At 63.5% G+C, this 17,729-nt stretch carries 13 protein-coding genes, 3 pseudogenes and 1 riboswitch; of the genes and pseudogenes, 10 read left to right on the top strand and 6 right to left on the bottom strand.

From position 1 onward, the window contains the following. Positions 1-34: 34 nt before the first annotated feature. The 6 genes and pseudogenes from malQ to thiD form a co-directional block, all read left to right on the top strand. Positions 35-2,191 (top strand): 4-alpha-glucanotransferase, encoded by a 2,157-nt coding sequence (gene malQ / locus QQ658_RS02930; protein ID WP_286026188.1) that lies wholly within the window; start codon positions 35-37, stop codon positions 2,189-2,191. A gap of 294 nt (positions 2,192-2,485) precedes the next feature. Continuing rightward, positions 2,486-3,583 (top strand): S-(hydroxymethyl)mycothiol dehydrogenase, encoded by a 1,098-nt coding sequence (locus tag QQ658_RS02935; RefSeq protein WP_286026189.1) that lies wholly within the window; start codon positions 2,486-2,488, stop codon positions 3,581-3,583. A gap of 133 nt (positions 3,584-3,716) precedes the next feature. Then, complete coding sequence (locus tag QQ658_RS02940; RefSeq protein WP_286026190.1) at positions 3,717-4,337, top strand: MBL fold metallo-hydrolase; 621 nt, start codon at positions 3,717-3,719, stop codon at positions 4,335-4,337. Between the two features lie 132 nt (positions 4,338-4,469). After that, positions 4,470-4,568, top strand: a riboswitch (TPP riboswitch). After that, a complete protein-coding gene (thiM, locus tag QQ658_RS02945; RefSeq protein ID WP_286026191.1) occupies positions 4,560-5,366 on the top strand; it encodes a hydroxyethylthiazole kinase in 807 nt (268 codons plus the stop codon). (Overlaps the previous riboswitch by 9 nt.) 2 nt (positions 5,367-5,368) lie before the next feature. After that, positions 5,369-6,016 (top strand): annotated as a pseudogene (gene thiE, locus QQ658_RS15490) (thiamine phosphate synthase); the annotation flags it as partial. 21 nt (positions 6,017-6,037) lie between these two features. Next, positions 6,038-6,808: pseudogene (gene thiD / locus QQ658_RS15495) on the top strand (bifunctional hydroxymethylpyrimidine kinase/phosphomethylpyrimidine kinase); the annotation flags it as partial. 218 nt (positions 6,809-7,026) lie between these two features. Here thiD and QQ658_RS15335 read toward each other — a convergent pair. The 4 genes and pseudogenes from QQ658_RS15335 to QQ658_RS02960 form a co-directional block, all read right to left on the bottom strand. Further along, entirely contained in the window at positions 7,027-8,088 is a 1,062-nt protein-coding gene (locus tag QQ658_RS15335) for an MFS transporter (RefSeq protein ID WP_353057937.1), read from the bottom strand. A 132-nt stretch (positions 8,089-8,220) separates the two neighbouring features. Next, complete coding sequence (locus QQ658_RS02955) at positions 8,221-9,618, bottom strand: PEP-utilizing enzyme (protein WP_286026193.1); 1,398 nt, start codon at positions 9,616-9,618, stop codon at positions 8,221-8,223. Positions 9,619-9,789: 171 nt separating this feature from the next. Beyond that, positions 9,790-9,921 (bottom strand): annotated as a pseudogene (locus QQ658_RS15340) (PEP/pyruvate-binding domain-containing protein); the annotation flags it as partial. Next, a complete protein-coding gene (locus tag QQ658_RS02960; RefSeq protein WP_286026194.1) occupies positions 9,861-10,697 on the bottom strand; it encodes a PEP/pyruvate-binding domain-containing protein in 837 nt (278 codons plus the stop codon). The gene QQ658_RS02960 and the pseudogene QQ658_RS15340, both read right to left, overlap by 61 nt. 51 nt (positions 10,698-10,748) lie before the next feature. Here QQ658_RS02960 and QQ658_RS02965 point away from each other — a divergent pair, with 51 nt between their 5' ends. Beyond that, on the top strand, positions 10,749-11,372 hold the full coding sequence (locus QQ658_RS02965) for a TetR/AcrR family transcriptional regulator (protein WP_286026195.1): 624 nt from the start codon (positions 10,749-10,751) through the stop codon (positions 11,370-11,372). On the opposite strand, the gene QQ658_RS02970 is transcribed toward QQ658_RS02965, so the two are convergent. After that, a complete protein-coding gene (locus tag QQ658_RS02970; RefSeq protein WP_286026196.1) occupies positions 11,369-12,724 on the bottom strand; it encodes a nicotinate phosphoribosyltransferase in 1,356 nt (451 codons plus the stop codon). The genes QQ658_RS02965 and QQ658_RS02970 overlap by 4 nt on opposite strands. Positions 12,725-12,954: 230 nt before the next feature. Here QQ658_RS02970 and clpS point away from each other — a divergent pair, with 230 nt between their 5' ends. Genes clpS through murI form a run of 3 tightly spaced genes read left to right on the top strand, consistent with a single transcriptional unit; the run spans position 12,955 to position 14,716 of the window. Next, complete coding sequence (gene clpS / locus QQ658_RS02975) at positions 12,955-13,266, top strand: ATP-dependent Clp protease adapter ClpS (protein ID WP_286026197.1); 312 nt, start codon at positions 12,955-12,957, stop codon at positions 13,264-13,266. Next, entirely contained in the window at positions 13,263-13,886 is a 624-nt protein-coding gene (locus QQ658_RS02980; RefSeq protein ID WP_286026198.1) for a DUF2017 domain-containing protein, read from the top strand. The genes clpS and QQ658_RS02980 overlap by 4 nt, the downstream gene beginning before the upstream one ends. 14 nt (positions 13,887-13,900) lie before the next feature. Beyond that, a complete protein-coding gene (gene murI / locus QQ658_RS02985; protein WP_286026199.1) occupies positions 13,901-14,716 on the top strand; it encodes a glutamate racemase in 816 nt (271 codons plus the stop codon). A 167-nt stretch (positions 14,717-14,883) separates the two neighbouring features. On the opposite strand, the gene QQ658_RS02990 is transcribed toward murI, so the two are convergent. Continuing rightward, complete coding sequence (locus QQ658_RS02990) at positions 14,884-17,724, bottom strand: FAD-binding and (Fe-S)-binding domain-containing protein (protein WP_286026200.1); 2,841 nt, start codon at positions 17,722-17,724, stop codon at positions 14,884-14,886. Positions 17,725-17,729: the final 5 nt, after the last annotated feature.

Raw genomic sequence — 17,729 nt, forward strand, 5'->3', positions numbered from 1 at the left:
GCACACCAGCCCACACCCAAAAGGACTAGGCAGAATGAGTCACGAGTCGTCCCTGCGGATTCTTGCCGAGAAACTCGGTATTGCCACCGATTTCTGGGATTGGAAGGGGCGGCACACTCCGGTATCCGAGCACACCATCGTCGCGGTGATGGCCGCCATGGGGGTGGACGCGGCCACCGGCGAGAGCGCTGAAGCCGCTCTCGCCGAGCTGGAACTCAAGCCCTGGCGCCGTGGCTTGCCGCCGGTGGTGGTGGTCAGCGAGGGCGACTCGGCCCATGTCGAGGCGCATGTGGCACATGGCCATCCGGCACAGATCAGGCTGCGGCTCGAGAACGGCGAAGTGCGCTACCTGGGGCAGCGCCATCACATGGTGGAGCCACGCGATGTCGACGGAGTGCTGATCGGTGAGGCCAGCTTCGCCATCCCCTCGGATCTGCCGACCGGCTACCATCGCCTCGAGCTTCTGTCCGACGATCGGCAGTCCGATTCGACCTTGATCATCACGCCACGTTTTCTCGGGCTACCGGCAAATCTGGGTGACCGCAGAATCTGGGGTTACGCCGCGCAGCTGTACAGCGTCCGATCGAAGAACTCGTGGGGCATCGGCGACTTCATGGACCTGTCTGATCTGGCGGTGTGGTCGGCGACCCAGCAATTCAGTGAGTACGTGCTGATCAATCCGTTGCATGCCGCCCAGCCGGTGCCGCCGATGGATGTCTCACCGTATCTGCCGAGCTCCAGACTGTTCATCAACCCCATGTATCTGCGTCCCGAGGCCATACCCGAATACGCGATATTGAGTCAGGCAGACCGCGACCGGGTGAGCGAGCTGCACCAGAAGTTGGACGCCGAGTTGGCCGGCGAGCAGTTGATCGACCGCGACACCTCGTGGCGCTTCAAGCGCGAAGCATTGCGCATCATCTACCAGGCGGGGCTGCGTTCGGCACGGCAGATGGCATTCGACGATTTCAAACGCCGTCAGGGCCGTGCGCTTCGTGACTTCGTTTTGTGGTGCGTCCTGTGTGAGCACTACGGCAACGACTGGCGGCTGTGGGATGAGGATCTGCGGCGTCCGAGCTCGCCACGGGTGGCGAGACTACGCAACGACTATCTGGACGAGATCACCTTCAACGAGTGGCTGCAGTGGATCTCCTGGACGCAGCTTAGCGACGCCCAGCAGGCCGCGCAGGACGCCGGAATGTCGGTGGGCATCATCACCGATCTGGCGGTCGGGGTGAGCGGGGCGTCCGCGGACACCTGGATGATGCGTGACGTCTACGCGCAAGACATCAGCGTCGGAGCACCCCCGGACGGATACAACCAGATGGGCCAGGATTGGGGGCAGCCGCCGTGGCGTCCCGACCGGCTCGCCGACACCGCCTACGCGCCGTTCCGCAGCATGCTGCAGACAGCTCTCGGCCACGCGGGCGGAGTGCGGATCGATCACATCCTGGGCATGTTCCGGCTGTGGTGGATCCCTGAGGGCGGCTCGCCCAGAGAAGGCACCTATGTGCGCTACGACCACGACGCGCTGGTCGGCATCATCATGCTGGAGGCCCAGCGGGCCGGAGCATTCGTGATCGGCGAAGACCTCGGCACGGTGGAGCCGTGGGTGCGCGGTTATCTCGCCGAGCGTGGCATCCTCGGCACCTCGGTGTTGTGGTTCGAACACGATCAAGACGGCAATCCCGCGCCGGCCGACAGATGGCGTGAATATGTGATGGCTTCGGTGACCACCCATGATCTGCCGCCCACGGCCGGGTACCTGGACAAGGAACATGTGCGGCTGCGCCACGAACTCGGGTTGCTCACCGAATCCTACGAGAAAGAAGAGGCCGACGCCGAGCGCGAGCAAGAAGCTTGGATCGGGCGGCTGGACGAACGCGGCCTGTTCACCGACGATGTGGACGATGACACCGAGGCGAAGGTTCTTGCGCTGTACCGCTACCTGACGATCACCGACGCCAAGGTGCTCAATGTGGCCTTGGTGGACGCGGTCGGTGACTATCGGATTCAGAATCAGCCGGGCACCTGGCGGGAATACCCCAATTGGCAGATCCCGCTGTCGGGACCGCATGGCGAGCCCATCACCCTTGAGGATCTGTACCGGATGGAGCGTCCGATGCGGCTGGCGTCGGTGCTGAACGGATACTCCTGGGTGCCGAGCCCGTTCGGTTCCGACGGACGCTAGGCCAGCCTGAATCCGCCGATGAGCGCTGCGGCGAGTGGTATCCGAGGGGTGTTCCTCGTTCATGAGCACCGGATACGAAGAGGGCACTCACGACGCCCGGCGCGTAGCTTCGCGCTTTTGTCACTACGAAGGTTGTGAAGCCCGCGACGTGATCGGCGGATCGGTACTTCGGCCTCAGGCGATTGCGCTGCCGGAAGTCTGGCGATCATGCGTTCTTTTGTCGCAGCTCACCGTTATGGTGGTCGAATAGCCGAAACCAGGTGGGCAAGCAGCCGTAACCAGGAGGTCCGATTCATGCCGCGTACCGTCAAAGGCGTCGTTTCCAGGCAGGCGAAGCAGCTCGCCGAGCTGACCGATATCGTCATCCCCGGCCCTGGGGCGCGCGATGTCGTCGTCCGGGTCGAGGCCTGCGGCGTCTGCCACACCGACCTGGCGTACCGGGAAGGCGATATCACCGACGATTACCCGTTCCTGCTCGGTCACGAGGCGGCCGGACGCGTTGTCGAGGTGGGCAGTGAGGTGACCCATGTGGGGGTCGGCGACTATGTCGTGCTGAACTGGCGCGCGGTGTGTGGCGAATGCCGGGCCTGCAAGAAGGGCCAGCCGCAATACTGCTTCAACACGTTCAACGCATCGGTGAAAATGACCTTGCCCGACGGCACCGAACTCACTCCGGCCTTGGGAATCGGGGCTTTTTGTGAGCAGACCGTCGTCCACGAATTGCAATGCACCAAGGTGAACGAGGACGCCAGGCCCGAGGTGGCCGGCCTGCTCGGCTGCGGAGTGATGGCAGGTTTGGGCGCGGCGTTGAACACCGGTGCCGTGCAGCGAGGGGAGTCCGTGGCGGTCATCGGTCTGGGCGGGGTCGGCTGTGCCGCCGTGGCAGGGGCGGTACTGGCAGGCGCAACGAAGGTCATCGCGATCGATATCGATGCGAAGAAGCTGCAGGCCGCCGGCGACCTGGGAGCCACCGATCTGATCGACTCCAGGGGGCTCGGCCGAGATGAGATCGTCGCCAAGGTGCAAGAGCTGACCGGCGGCTTCGGGGCGGACGTGGTGATCGACGCCGTCGGCATCCCGGCCACCTTTGAGACCGCCTTCTACGCTCGTGACCTGGCCGGACGCGTGGTCCTGGTGGGCGTGCCCGCGCCGAGCGCCGAACTGCGATTGCCGCTGGCCGATGTTTTTTCGCGCGGGGGTGCCACCAAGTCGTCGTGGTATGGCGACTGCCTGCCCGAGCGCGACTTCCCCTACCTGGTCGACCTCTATCTGCAGGGCCGGCTCCCGCTCGACCGGTTCGTGACCGGCACGACCGACCTGGCCGGTGCCGACCGGGCGATGTCGAATCTGCACGACGGCAACGTGCTGAGAACGGTGGTGGTGAACTCGTGACCGCCCTCGGCAACCGCAGGGCTCGTGGCAGGCAATCTCGGTATTGCCGATCCCGCGGGCACGACAGGCCACTATCGGAGGCGGGCAGCGCAGCCGCCTCATCCGAATTTGCCGACAACAGGAGGGGACAACAATGAGCATTCGGGTCGATCATGCAATCGCCGAGGGCACCTTCAGCCTGGATGGCGAAACTTACGATGTCGAGAACAACGTCTGGGTGCTCGGCGACGAGACACAGTGCGTTGTCTTCGATGCGCCCCACAGCATCGACGCGGTTCGTGATCTGGTGGGCGAGCGGGAATGCATCGGCATGCTGCTCACGCATGCCCACGACGACCACATCCGCTATGTTCCGGACCTCGCGGCGGTCTTTGACGCCCCGGTCTTGCTCAACCCGGCCGATAAGCCCGTCTGGGACCTCACCCTGCCGGGCATCGAATGGGACGACGACATCGCCGACGGCGACACCTTCACCGTAGGTGGGGCCGAGATCCGGGCAATAGTGACACCGGGCCATACGCCGGGGTCGACCTGCTTCTATGTGCCCGCCGTGGGAGTGCTGTTCAGCGGAGACACCCTCTTCGAAGGCGGCCCTGGGGCAACCGGACGCTCGTTCAGCTCGCGCGAACAGATCGAGCGCTCCATCAAGGAGAAGCTGTTCGTGCTACCCGCCGACACCGTCGTGCACACCGGCCACGGCGCTGACACGACCATCGGTGCCGAGATCGAGCACGCGACCGGCGACTGGATGTGATTTTGAGTCGTAGTTGACGCCAACCGCGCCGTGCCCAACACAAACGCGCTCGAAATCGACATCCGCGCCAGGTATCTCGGGCGCGGCCGTCGATTCGGGGCGCGGCTGTGCCGATACAGGGTGCTAATCTCATTTTCAGACGCGGGGTGCCGGGGAAGGTACCGGCTGAGACCAGACCCGTAGTTACCTGATCTAGGTAGTGCTAGCGAAGGGACGTCAGCGATGACCCTCAGTTCTCATGTTTCGGCTCTCAATGAGAGCATCAGCGCGTTGCGGACGCAGACGCCGCTCGTGCAATGCCTGACCAACCAGGTGGTGATGAACTTCACCGCCAATATTTTGTACGCGGTCGGTGCCTCACCTGCGATGTGCGACAACCCCGAAGAGGCGGCAGATTTCGCCACCCATGTCGCCTCCGGTGTGCTCGTCAACGACGGGACCCCGTCCGCCGAACAGATGGAAGGCATGCGGCTGGCCTCGGCGGCGGCGGTCGCTGCCGGCAAGCCCTGGGTGCTCGACCCGGTCGGCGCCGGAGGTTTGTTGTGGCGCACGGGCGAAGTCAAGAAGATGATGGAGGCGAACCCCGCCACCATCCTGCGCGGCAACGCGTCCGAGATCTTGGGATTCCTCGGCACCACCTCGGGTGGCAGGGGAGTCGAGGCCATCGACAGCACGCTCGATGCCATCGACGCCGCCCGAGAGTTGGCGAGGCGGTACCGCTGTGTGGTGGCAGTCAGCGGGCCGGTCGACGTCATTACCGACGGCGACGACGTGGTGAAGCTGGCAAACGGCAGCCCGATGCTGGCCAAGGTCACCGGCGTGGGCTGTTCGCTGGGCGCGGTGATGGCCGCCTACGCATCGGTCACCAATCCATTGGACGCCGCGATCGCTGCGACGTCCCACCTCAACATCGCCGCGGAGGTCTCCGCGTCCGAAGCGAAAGGCCCGGGCAGCTTCGTGGTCGGGCTGCTGGACGCCCTCGACGCGCTCACTCCCGAGCAGGCGGCAGACCGGGTGAAGCTGTCGTGAGCGTGCGCGACAATCTCGATCTCTCGATCTATCTGGTTACCGACACTGCGCAGTGCGGGTCGCTCGGCGTTGCCGAGACCGTCCGGCAGGCGATAGCGGCGGGCGCCACGCTGGTGCAGGTGCGCGACCCCGATGCGAGCGATGACGAGTTTCTCACCCTTGCCCGCCAGGTCGTCGAGGTGGCGCGCGGCACCGGTGTGCCCGTGCTGCTGGACGACCGGGTGCACCTGGTCGGCCCGGCCGGTGCTGATGGTGCGCATGTCGGCCAGCACGACATGCCGGTGGCTCAGGCTCGCGAGATACTCGGATCGGACGCCATTCTCGGATTGACGGTGGAGACCGCTGAACAGCTCGAGTGGGCCATCGCCAACATTCCCCGGGACGCGATGGACTACATCGGGCTCGGCCCGGTGCGTCCGACCGCATCGAAACCGGGACATGTGCCGGCCACAGGAATGCGCAAGCTCATCCCCCTTGCAGACCGCAGCCCCTGGCCGTCCGTGGTGATCGGAGGAGTGAAGGCGGCCGACACCGCGGCGGTCAGGCGCTCCGGCTTCGCAGGGGTCTCGGTGATCAGCGCGATCTGCGGGCAGCCCGACGCCGGCGCCGCTACCCGCGAACTCGTGGACGCTTGGACGGCCGCCGCCGAGCCAGCGGTCGCGTTGACGATCGCGGGCAGTGACCCGTCCGGTGGTGCCGGAATCCAGGCCGACCTGAAGACCTTCTCGGCGCTCGGCGCCTTCGGCACCAGCGTGATCACCGCGCTCACCGCGCAGAACACCCAGGGCGTCGCGGGCGTGCATGTCGTGCCGGTGGAGTTCGTCCGGTCCCAGTTCGAAACGCTGATCGCCGATGTGCGCATCGACGCGGTCAAGATCGGCATGCTCGCCACCGCCGAACTCGCGGACGAGGTCGGCCGGTTGCTCGGCGAACTCAGCGTGCCGGTCGTGCTCGATCCGGTGATGGTCGCCACCTCCGGTGACCGGCTGCTGGACGACGACGCGGTCGCCGCCATCCGCAGGCTGGTAGCCAAGGCCGAGATCATCACCCCGAACCTGCCCGAGGCCGCGGTCCTGCTGGGCGAGCCCGAGGCGACCGACCTCGACCAGATGCATGCCCAGGCGTCCAGGCTGCGGGAACTTGGCTCCGACTGGGTGCTGGTCAAAGGCGGACATCATTTGACCGACCGCGCCACCGATGTGCTGGCCGGCCCCGACGGAATTCACGAGATTTCGACCCACGTCGTCCACACCAACAACACTCACGGCACCGGTTGCACACTCAGCTCAGCGCTGGCGGCCCTGCGTCCCCGCAACCTCGACTGGCCGTCCACCGCGGAAGCCGCCAAGGAGTGGATCACCGGGGCCCTCGAACACGCGGACGAGCTGCGCATCGGTCACGGGCACGGCCCGGTGCACCATTTCTATCAGCTGTGGAAGTAGCCCCTGATCGATAGATACGGAAGTGACTCAGGTACTGCAGTGGCCCGGGGAGTCAGACCACTGCAGTACCAGACGGAGAAGGTCCCACGTGCCGATCAAGCACTCTCGTGTTCCGGCTGGACTTTGCTTACGTTGGCCGGCAGACACGCGTTCTCGTGAATATCGCCTAGCCGGATGGGATTAACCAGCGCTGCAATGGTAAGAACTCGTGCGTAGTCTCATGACTTATGGCGGCGCAAAATTGCCGTAACCGTTGAGGCAAGGATTGCCGTGCCGAGCATCAAACTGAAGGCGTATCGGGCCCCAACTTCAGGAGCTGCGTTCAGCTGGAGAGGTATACCGAGGAAGGCGACACCGATTGCCCCACCGATGTTGCGTGAGGCCTGGATGATGCCGCCTGCTTTGGATGCGTGCGCTGATATTGCTATCTGCTCGACAGCGATGAGTTGTGAAGGAAGTCCGATTCCCACGCCTGCGGCTGCCATTGCGCTCCCGATAGTCGCGGCCGCGACGAGGGGCGTCCAAGCCAGGAGTAAACCGATGAGAACAATCGCCCACGCTATGCCGGTTGTGTCGTGTCGCTCCGAGACGAGGCCTCCGATAGCTGATCCCACAGCGACACCGAGGAGGGCGGGAGTCGCAAGAAGGGCAGTTCGGCCGAGGTCGAGTTGGAAGTGAGCTTGGAGTAATAGCGGTAGGTAGTTGGACACTCCGAAAGCTAGGGCAGCGAGCAGCATCGTCTGGGCAACGGCGCGTCGAACTGCGGGGGCTCGGAGTAGACGAGGTGGCTCGGTTGATGGAGACCCGATCGTGCTTTTATTTGGGAGGGTAAACAGGCCGAGCAGAATCGGCGGAACGGCTAATGCGGCAGCCAATAGCAGGGAATGGCGCCACCCAAACCACGTGCCGAGCCAGCCCCCGAGGGGGCCGCCTGCCAAGGTCACGGTGGCTTGTACCGCGCCCATGATGCCAATGAGTCTGCCGTAATGATCACGGTAAACGGCGGTAACCGCTGCAAAGCCAGCCGGTACCACAGCTGCCGCACCTATACCTTGGGCTGCGCGAGCCGCGAGGAGCATAGGGACAGAAGTCGCGAGCGAAACAGCTGCGGTGCCGAGCGCCCAGACGAGCATGCCCGTGACGTGTACCACGCGAGGTCCCACGCGGTCAGACAAGATCGCCCAAGGGGGGATGAACAGCGTAGAAGAAATCAGATAGCTGCCAGAGACCCAGCCATACCAGGCCACGGCATCGAGTTCTCCGATACCAGGCCACGGCATCGAGTTCTCCGGTGGCGGTGGGCAGGCTCACTGTCAGAAAAGTCTGCATAAGACTCGATGCCGCAGTGGCGAGCAGCACGGTCAACGCACAGAGCCTTTTCCGAGACGAACTCCAGTCTTGGCTTGGGCTATTCATGAGTCGTGGCGATCGTCGATCGTGACGGTGCCGTTGGTACCGTCCACCATGAGCTGCGCGCCGTCGGGGAGGCTGGTCGCGTTCCCGGTCCCGAGGACTGCGGGTATGCCGTATTCGCGGGCGACGATGGCAGCGTGTGATAAGGGTCCGCCGGAATCAGCGACCACGGCTGCTGCCAGGGTAAACAGCGGCGTCCAAGTGGGATCAGTATAAGGGCAGATCAGTATGTCCCCAGGCTGCAGGCGGTGGAATTCATCGGGTGAGCGAATCGCCCGAGCCGTTCCGGCCGCGCGTCCGCTGCTCGCTGGGAGCCCTCGTAGAACATCCCTATTCTCAATGACCTGTCCGCGGTCCCACCAGACAGCCTCTGCTGCACCACGCTTGCGGCGTCGACGTACGACAATCGATTGCAGTCGATCCTTCTTGTCTCTGAGGGCGGTTTCGATCTCCTCGAGGTAGAGAAAACGAATGTCGTCAGTCCGGTCAAGTTGCTGGCGAGAAACGAGCCGATCGGCGATCTCATCAATGCCGGTACGGGCCGTACAGAAAAATTCTTCAATCAGATATAGGGTACCTTCGCGACCGATGTGCTGTGCTTGTAATCGTGCGGTGTTGATTCGCCACCGGCGGCGCAGAACTCGTGGAAGCTGGTTCTCGATGCGTTCAGCAGCGTTAGCGGTGTAACTCTGGTCGTGAGGGGTCCCTCGAAGGGTTGCGGCTAGCAATGCATAGAAAGCTTCGCGGTCTTCGCGCCAGGACCGGTTGGAGAAAGGAAGGTAAAGGCGGGCCGTTCGGGCACCATAGCTGGACAAGAACTGATCGGTCAGGGTCAAAAAGTCGCGACCTGGCTGCGAGGATGAAAGAGCGTCATCAACGGCCCCTTGTGCTGCTTCGGTGACCAATGAGGCGACACCCGTCTCACGGGCGGTAGCGGCGAGTTCGTTGATCGCGGACGTGATCTCGGCGGTCTTGTACGGGACTCCCGCATAAAGGTCTTCCGGAGTTATCTGGCTCCTATGGTGCGTGAGCTTCATGATTCCGGAAGCAAGTGCCCGATTAACGATCATTGGGGCGTTGTAGCGTACGAATCGCTCGGCGGTGATCGTCGCTGCGTGTGCCACGGCGTCTCGCACCAGCGCGACTACGTCCCTATCGCTAGCTGAACCGCGTTCGCTGGCCTTGTGTGCTAGTTCGTCGAGTTGGCGGCAGTAGAGACCTTCTTCGCTGGGCCATCTGGACGGATCATGTCTCATTCCGCTGATGAATAAGGTTGGTAGGTGCGTGACGATCGCCATTGTGGGACGGGGCTTCGTGATCGTGATCCGGATAATTCCCTCGTCATCGCCTTGAGTAAGTGATGAGGCGCTGACGGCGTTAAGACCAGCGGTTGCCATGAGGTCCTGGATGGCGTCTTGCACTCGGTGAACTGCGTAAAGATCCAGGGGAAACGGCGCGGGAAAGTGTTCGATTAAGTCATCGCGTAAGGCACGTTCCAGCCGTCCGTTGGCAGGGGCGTGCCCTTCGGTGATTTCTGCGTTAGTGGTGATCGGACGGGCCTGGAGGAGATACAGTTCGTCTCCTACGAAGGCCCATTCAATGTCTTGCCCGCTCCCATAGTGAGACTCGACCCTTTTACCTAGCTCGACGAGGCGTTGAAGTTGATCATCCCGGAGGCTCTGCCTGGCCTGATCATTGATAGGTACCTCAGATGTGTCGTTCCGCCATCAGCGGCCACATCAATACGAGTCAGCTTCGATCCGATCTCTCGAGAGACGACACCGGATGGAGTGCGAGAGAGAGTGAAGGTATCTGGCGTTACGAGCGCCGCTACTACTGACTCACCCAGCCCGTAAGCGGAACTCGCCAGCATCGAAGTCTCATCGCCCGTGACCGGATTTCGGGTGAACAGTACCCCGGCCGTATCTGAAGCCACCATCGCTTGAACCACTACTGCTAGCGCAAGACCATCATCCGCGACGCCTTGCTGCCGACGGTACTCGACTGCGCGGTCAGTCCACAGTGAACCCCAGCAACGACGTACCGCGTCCAGAACCGCATCGGCCCCGCTTACGCCGAGGTAGGTATCTTGTTGGCCTGCGAAGCTCGCGTCTGCCAGGTCTTCCGCCGTGGCAGAGGACCGGACCGCTACCGGTACCCCGCCAAGGTTGGCGTAGGCCGCGCAGATTGCCGCCTGCATAGACTCCGGAAGGGAAAGGGCCAAGACTCGTTGCCGAGCGGCTGATGCAGCACCTTGCGATGCATCTGCGACGAGCTGGCTCGTGACGGAGGCGGTTGCTTCGGCGTAGGCGGCAGCGGTGACGCAGAAGCCCGGCGGCACAGGTAGTCCTGCCCGCGCGCACTCACCCAAGTTTGCCCCTTTGCCGCCCACCCTTGCCGTGTCACCAGCGGTGATTTCTTCGAGCCAAACGACCATCTGTCCGCGGCTCTCGTCCTCTATGGCCGTAGAGGTCATGACGTCACTCTATACTCGTAGAGAGGTTGATGGTGCGAGAAGGGGTAACACGTGGCAGATCGCCGGGCGCAGATCGCAGAAGCGGGCATCCGAATCCTGGCTACGCGAGGTGCGCGTGCGCTCACCCACTTGAATATCGATCGCGAACTCGAGCTGGCGCCAGGGTCGACGTCCTACTACGCACGCTCCCGCCGAGATCTCATCAGCTTGATCATCGATCGCCTGGCGAATCGCGTTACCGATGACCTCGCGGCGCAGACGATTCCTCAGGATCTGACTCCCCAGGCGGCAGCCTCGATAGTGGTCGCCGGGCTCGAAACCACTATGCGTCGTGCCGAAGACCATCGTGCTCGGCTTCTTCTCCTGCTGGAGTGCCGCAGCGATCCGGAATTACACGCGGCGCTGAGCACACGCCCTACGGTCCGCGCTACCTTTATCGATACGGCTACGGTTATGCTGCGGCTTCTCGGTGTGAGTCAGCCGAGTACGAATGCCCACGATTTTGCTGGCCTCGTTGATGGCCTCCTGATGCAGCGAGTGATTCGTGCAGCACCCGTCAACGAGGAGGCTATTGTCGCTGCGTACTTGCGAGGGCTCATGGCGAAGAGCGCGCATCGTCCGCCTAACAATCCGAATCAAGCCGAGGGTAGTTCAGCAACTCCGTCGCGATCCTAAAGATTGGCAGGCGCTTCGCCGATCAGGTAGATGTTCTCTTGGCTCTCGCCTCGTTGGCTGACGTAGACGGTCGGGATGGCCTGCTCGGCGCGGCTGATCTTTTGGCCCGACAGCGGCAACTCGGCGCGTGATTTCGCGTGCCGGTCGCGGGCCGCCGAAAGCGGCTCGGTGCCGACGATCTCGCCGTCACGCACCAGATCGTCCATCACCATCCGGTCATTGCTGTCGGCCCGCGGCGCGACATCCACGCCGATGACCTCGGCGACGGCCACACCGTGCTCGTCGATCTGGCGCATCACGGTCTTGCGGCCACCGATCGTCCCCTTGTTCTGCGACTTCTTCGCCACCGGATGCTGCTCGGCATCGGGGTCGTCCGAGTTGGCCCGGCTGACCATCTTGTAGACCATGCCGCAGGTCGGATGCCCCGAGCCGGTCACCACCGACGTCCCGACTCCGAAGCCGTCCACCGGAGCGCCACGCAACGCCGCGATCTGGTATTCGTCCAGGTCATTGGTGACGATGATCCGGGTCTTGGTGGCTCCCAGCGAATCGAGCAGCTTGCGGACCCGGCGCACCTCGACGGTCAGATCGCCGGAGTCGATACGGATGGCACCGATGCGTCCATCGGTGAGCTCGACTGCCTTGCGGATGGCCTCGTCCACGTCGTAGGTGTCGACCAGCAGCGTGGTGTCTTCGCCCATCGTCTCCAGTTGCGCTTCGAACGCCTCTTCTTCGGAGTCGAAGAGCATCGTGAAGGCGTGCGCTGCCGTGCCGCTGACCGGGATTCCCCAGCTGCGGCCCGCCTCCAGATCCGAACTCGGCCCGAACCCGGCGATCCAGGCCGCACGGGCCGACGCGACCGCGGCCCACTCGTGAGTACGGCGTCCACCCATCTCGATGATCGGACGCCCTTCGGCGGCCAAGGTCATCCGGGAGGCGGCCGAGGCCACGGCGGAATCGTGGTTGAAGATCGACAGCAGCAAGGTCTCCAACACGACGACCTCGGCGAAGCTTCCCTCGACCACCATCACGGGCGAGCCTGAGAAGAACAATTCGCCTTCGCGGTAGCCGCGGATCGTCCCGGAGAATCGATAGTCGGCGAGCCACTCGGCGAGCATGTCGTCCGCAACCCCACGCTCGGTCAAGAAAGCGATCTCATCGGGTCCGAACCGGAAATCTTTCAAACCCTCGAGTGCCCGGCCGGTGCCGGCCACCACACCATAGCTGCGTCCGGTGGGCAACCTGCGGGGAAAGAGGTCAAAGGTGCAGCGGCGAAAAGCCACTCCGGCATGCATCGCTGCCTTGATCATGGTCAGCTCGTACATGTCGGTCAGCAATGCTGTCGAGGTCATGGATCGAGCCTATGCCCCGGCTCGTCTCGCCGGGCACTCGACTCGTGGTGTGGATCGTCGAACCCGCGTTGGTGGCGCGAACCATTCCCGCCCGAACCGCCACTACCCGGCCGTACCTCTCTTCGGCCGGTAGCGGGGATCAGACACGCACGCATCGGAGCGTCCCGGCAGTCGGCAGGTAATCCGGCTGTAGGCCTTGTCGCCTTGGCTGGATGGGGAAGAATGGGCTCATGGCAGGCGAATCGACATCCGCGGCAACGGTGGGCGGCACAGCCGTCGAGGAGCTCGTGTCCGAAGAAACTCAGACCCTCCAGCCCTGGGTCACCATCGTGTGGGATGATCCGGTGAACTTGATGAGCTACGTGACCCATGTCTTCTCGACCTATTTTCATTACCCCCGGGACCGCTCTGAACGTCTGATGATGCAGGTTCATATGGAAGGGCGCGCGATCGTCAGCTCAGGGGGGCGCGACTGTATGGAGCGCGATGTGCAGGCCATGCACAGCTATGGCCTGTGGGCGACCTTGGACAAGGCAGAATGATGCTGGCTTTCCGCAGAGTCGACGATGAAATGGTCTGCCAGTTCGAGCCTGCCGAGATCAGCTTGTTGAGTGGATTGATCGGTCAGCTCATTGAACTCTTGCTGGATTCCACGGCGCCGGCCGGCGGGCCGGGCACCAGCTGGCTGCCGGACGAACCGGAGACCTCGAGCACCCCCGATGAGGAAGATGAACTTTTTGCCCGCCTCGAACGCGAAATGACAACCGAGGACGACTTCAGCTTCGAAGCCTCCTCCGATCCGGTGATTCAACGCCTGTTCCCGAACCCCTATCCGGACGATCCCCAAGCGGGCTTCGACTTTCAGCGGTTCACCCGCACCGTGCAACTCGACGACAAGGTGGACGCGGCACGTGTCATGCTCGCCGATCTCGAAGAGATCCAGGACGAGGGACGCTGTGCCGTGTGCACGACCCACTCGGCAGGATGGCTGAAGACCTTGACGAATCTGCGGTTGGCCCTCGCGGTGCGGCTGGGTATCCGCGATGCCGACGACGCCGACGCTATCAATGAACTGCCGGACGACGACCCGCGCAGCTGGACCTTCTCCATCTATGAATGGCTCGGCTGGGTGCAGGAATCTCTATTGGCGGCTCAGGAGTAAGTAAACTTGCCGTCGTGAATGACGAGTCCTGTGCGCCCATTGGCATCTTCGATTCGGGTTTCGGTGGACTCACCGTCGCCCGGGCCATCGTCGATCTGTTGCCCAGCGAGGACATTCTCTATCTGGGAGACACCGCCCGCACCCCCTATGGCCCGCGTCCGCTCGCCCAGGTGCGGGAATTCACTCTGCAAAGCCTCGACTGGTTGATCGGTCAGGGCGTCAAAGCCCTGGTGATCGCCTGCAACACCGGTTCGTCCGCTGCCCTTCGCGACGCCCGGGAACGCTATCCCGACCTCCCGATCATCGAGGTCATTCTGCCCGCGGCCCGCAAGGCCGCCGGCATCACCCGCAACGGCCGAATCGGTGTGATCTGCACCGCGGCCACCGCCAACTCCCGCAGCTACAACGACGCACTTGCGGCCTCCCCGGTGAATGTCATCACCCAGGTGTGTCCCAAGTTCGTGCCCTACGTCGAGGCAGGCATCACCACCGGCGATTCATTGATCGAGGTCGCGACCGGGTATCTCGAACCGCTGAAGCACCAGCAGGTCGACACACTCATCCTCGGCTGCACGCACTATCCGCTGTTGTCGGGTGTAATCAGCTTCATCATGGGCGACGATGTAGCACTCGTCAGTAGTGCGGACGAATGCGCCCGCTCGACATTCGGCACACTGAAACGCAAGGGCCTGCTGCGCAGCGACAATAACCAGGCGGTTCGCCGCTTCACCACCACCGGCGATCCAGCCGAGTTCGAAGGCCTGGGCCGGCGACTGATGGGTGGTTTCGTTCGCGATGTCGAACAGATTGATCTCGGCGTCACGGTGTAGCACCTTCGGCTGATCTGCTCATCGAGCAATTCGGCAGAGCGGACGGGGAAGGTTGCCGGAAAGCGAACCTATCCTTTGTTTTCTCGGTTCGCGTCGGCAACCCCGGCCGGCCGCAACCTGGCGCGCAGAGGCAGACACCGGCCGGCCCCTGCGCGCCACGACACGATTCAGACCCGCGTCGGGGCGGCCCGATTCGCGAGCTCCTCCAGCACGTGCGTGTAGGTCTTGCCGGTTGCCCTGGTCATCCCGATCTCGCAGGTGCGGTTGAGCGAGATATAGAGGTCGGCGTTCGCGGCCTTCGCCTCCGCCGCCTCGTCCTTGGTCGAGGTGGCCGTCAGCTCGGGGTGCAGCATGCCACGGTCGCCGGCGAAAGCACAGCATCGCCAGCTGTTCGGCACCATGACCTCGTCGGCAACCAGCCCGGCCAGCATGATCAGCGCGTCGTTGAGACCCAGGTGAGTGCTGGAGCAGGTCGGATGCAGCACCGCCAGATGCTCCTTGGGTAACTGCGGCAGCTTGGGCGCAATGTGTTCGGCCGTGAACTGGACGGCGTCGACGATCTTCGCGTTGGTCACGCCCTGATGCTCCAGCGCGACCGCCATGCCCTCCGTGCAGGAGGCTGCGTCGCAGACGATCGGCAACTCCCAGTTGTTACTGGCCTTGCCCAACGCCGTGGCCAACCGCTCGCCCATCAGGTTGCCGCCGCGTTTCATGCCTTTCGACTTCCATGGGGTGGCGCAGCACAGCGATTCGATCTCGTCGGGGATCTCGACCCGGATACCGGCCAGCTCACACAGCCGCCGGAAGGCGTCCGACGATCCCTTGCCGCAGCTCGCACCGGTGCCGAACATGGTGCCCACGCAGGCAGGCATGAACACGATCTGCGGATGCGGTGCATGATGCGGGTGCCTGGCAGGGCCGCCGCCCGGCAGGTCGTCCGAAAGCGTGTACATGACGTCTTCGCCGACCACCTTGCGAATGGCCCCGGTAACCGCCCGCACCGGTGCATTCGGCACATGATCGACCACCGTCATGCCCGCAGACGCGACCCTCAAGAACGGACCCCAGACCTTGGCGGCACCGTGCCACGTGGCGTCCAGCCAGGTCGGTGCAAGCTCTGCCCTGAGATCACGGATCAGTTGGCCGGTGTTGATCTGCACCGGGCAGGCCGTCTGGCACATGCCGTCGACCGCGCAGGTGTCGATCACCGAATAGCGTTCATCACGCTTCAGCTCGGCGACCAGGGCCTCGTCATGCTCGTCTTCGGCGTGCGCGATGGCCCGCTGAATGACGATCCGCTGACGTGGGGTGGTGGTGAGATGCTGGCTGGGGCACACCGGCTCGCAGTATCCGCATTCCACGCAATCGTCGAGAATCGGACGAACCGGAGCGGTGTGCTTGATGTTCGACAGATGCAGCTTCGGGTCCTCGGTGAGAACTGCGTCCGGATTGAGGACGTGTGCCGGGTCGCACGCCTTCTTGACCTGCCACATCGCGTCGTAGAGTTCGTCACCGTATTGCCGGTGCACGAACGGGGCCATGATGCGTCCGGTGCCGTGCTCGGCCTTCAGCGTGCCCTGCTTGGCGAGCACCAGTGAGACCATGTCCTCGGTGAACTCTTCGTAGCGCTTCATGGAGACCGGGCCGTCGAAGTCCTCGGTGACCAGGAAGTGGATGTTGCCGTCCTTGGCGTGGCCGAAGATCACGCCGCCTTCGTAATTGTGCTTGTCGAAGAGCATCTGCAGGTCGCTGCAGACCTTGCCCAGATCCATGATCGGCACGGCAATGTCTTCGAGCAGCGCGGCGGTGCCCTTCGGACGATTGCGCGCCACCTTGGTGTAGAGACCCTTGCGCAGCGACCACATCTGCTCGCGGCGTCCGGCGTCCTGAGTGAGTTCCGGTGCCGCGTACAGATCGAAGGAGGAGAACCTGTCCTTGCCGACGGCCGATCGCTCGGCGAGCTCGTCGTCCGAATCGCCCTGGTATTCGACCAGCAGGATGGCTTCGGAGCCGACCTGGAAACTCTTCGGAAGCACCGGAGCGGCTTCTTCGCCCATCGCGAGGATGGCTGCCGAATCAATCAGCTCGACCACATCGGCTCCGCTGTCGACGATGGTCGGCAGGGCCTGCGTGGCGGCGTCCAACGAATTGAACAGCAAGAAGCCTGTCGCGGTCTTCGAATGAATCGGCACCGTTCTGAGCGTGGCTTCGGCGACGAATCCGAGCGTCCCCTCGCTGCCGATCATCAGGTGCTCGAGGATCTTCACCGGTTCCTCGAAGTCGATGAACGAGTTGAGGCCATAGCCCATGGTGTTCTTCATCGCGTAGCGGCGCTGCAAATCGGTGCGCATTTCGGGACGCCCGAGCTGATCATGAAGCTGCCCCAGTACCTCGAAGAGCTGTGGCTCTTGAAGGGCGAGGATCTCGTTTGCGCGTGGACTCGCAGTGTCGATGACGGTGCCCGAGGGCAGCACGATCACCATGGATTCGAGGGTCCGATAGGTATTGGCGGTGGTGCCGCAGGTCATGCCGGACGAGTTGTTGGCGATCATGCCGCCGATCGTGCAGGCGATCTCGCTGGCCGGATCAGGACCGAGTTTGGTGTGGTATTTGGCGAGGCGCGCGTTGACCTGGCGGACCGTCAATCCGGGTTGGACGCGCACCCGCGCCCCGTGGTCGAGCACCTCCATGTCGCGGAAGTGCCGGCGCACATCGACGGTGAGCCCGGTGGAGAAGGACTGACCCGACAGACTGGTGCCGCCTCCGCGCAGGCTGAGCGGCCAGCCGGCGCGCACGGCGATCGCCATGGCCATGCCGACCTGGCCCGCGGTGCGTGGCCGGGCCAAAGCCTGAGGTGTGGACAGGTAGTGCGAGGCGTCGACCGCGACGGCGAAGCGATCGAGTGCCCGGGTGGTGACTTCGACGCCATCGCCGAGTGCGGCGGCGAGCTCGTCAACGTACTTTTGGGGTGCTTCGGTCAAGTGTGTTCGTGAACTGATGACAGACATAGGTG

It is taken from the genome of Propionimicrobium sp. PCR01-08-3 (genome assembly GCF_030286045.1).
Taxonomy (GTDB): Bacteria; Actinomycetota; Actinomycetes; order Propionibacteriales; family Propionibacteriaceae; genus Brooklawnia.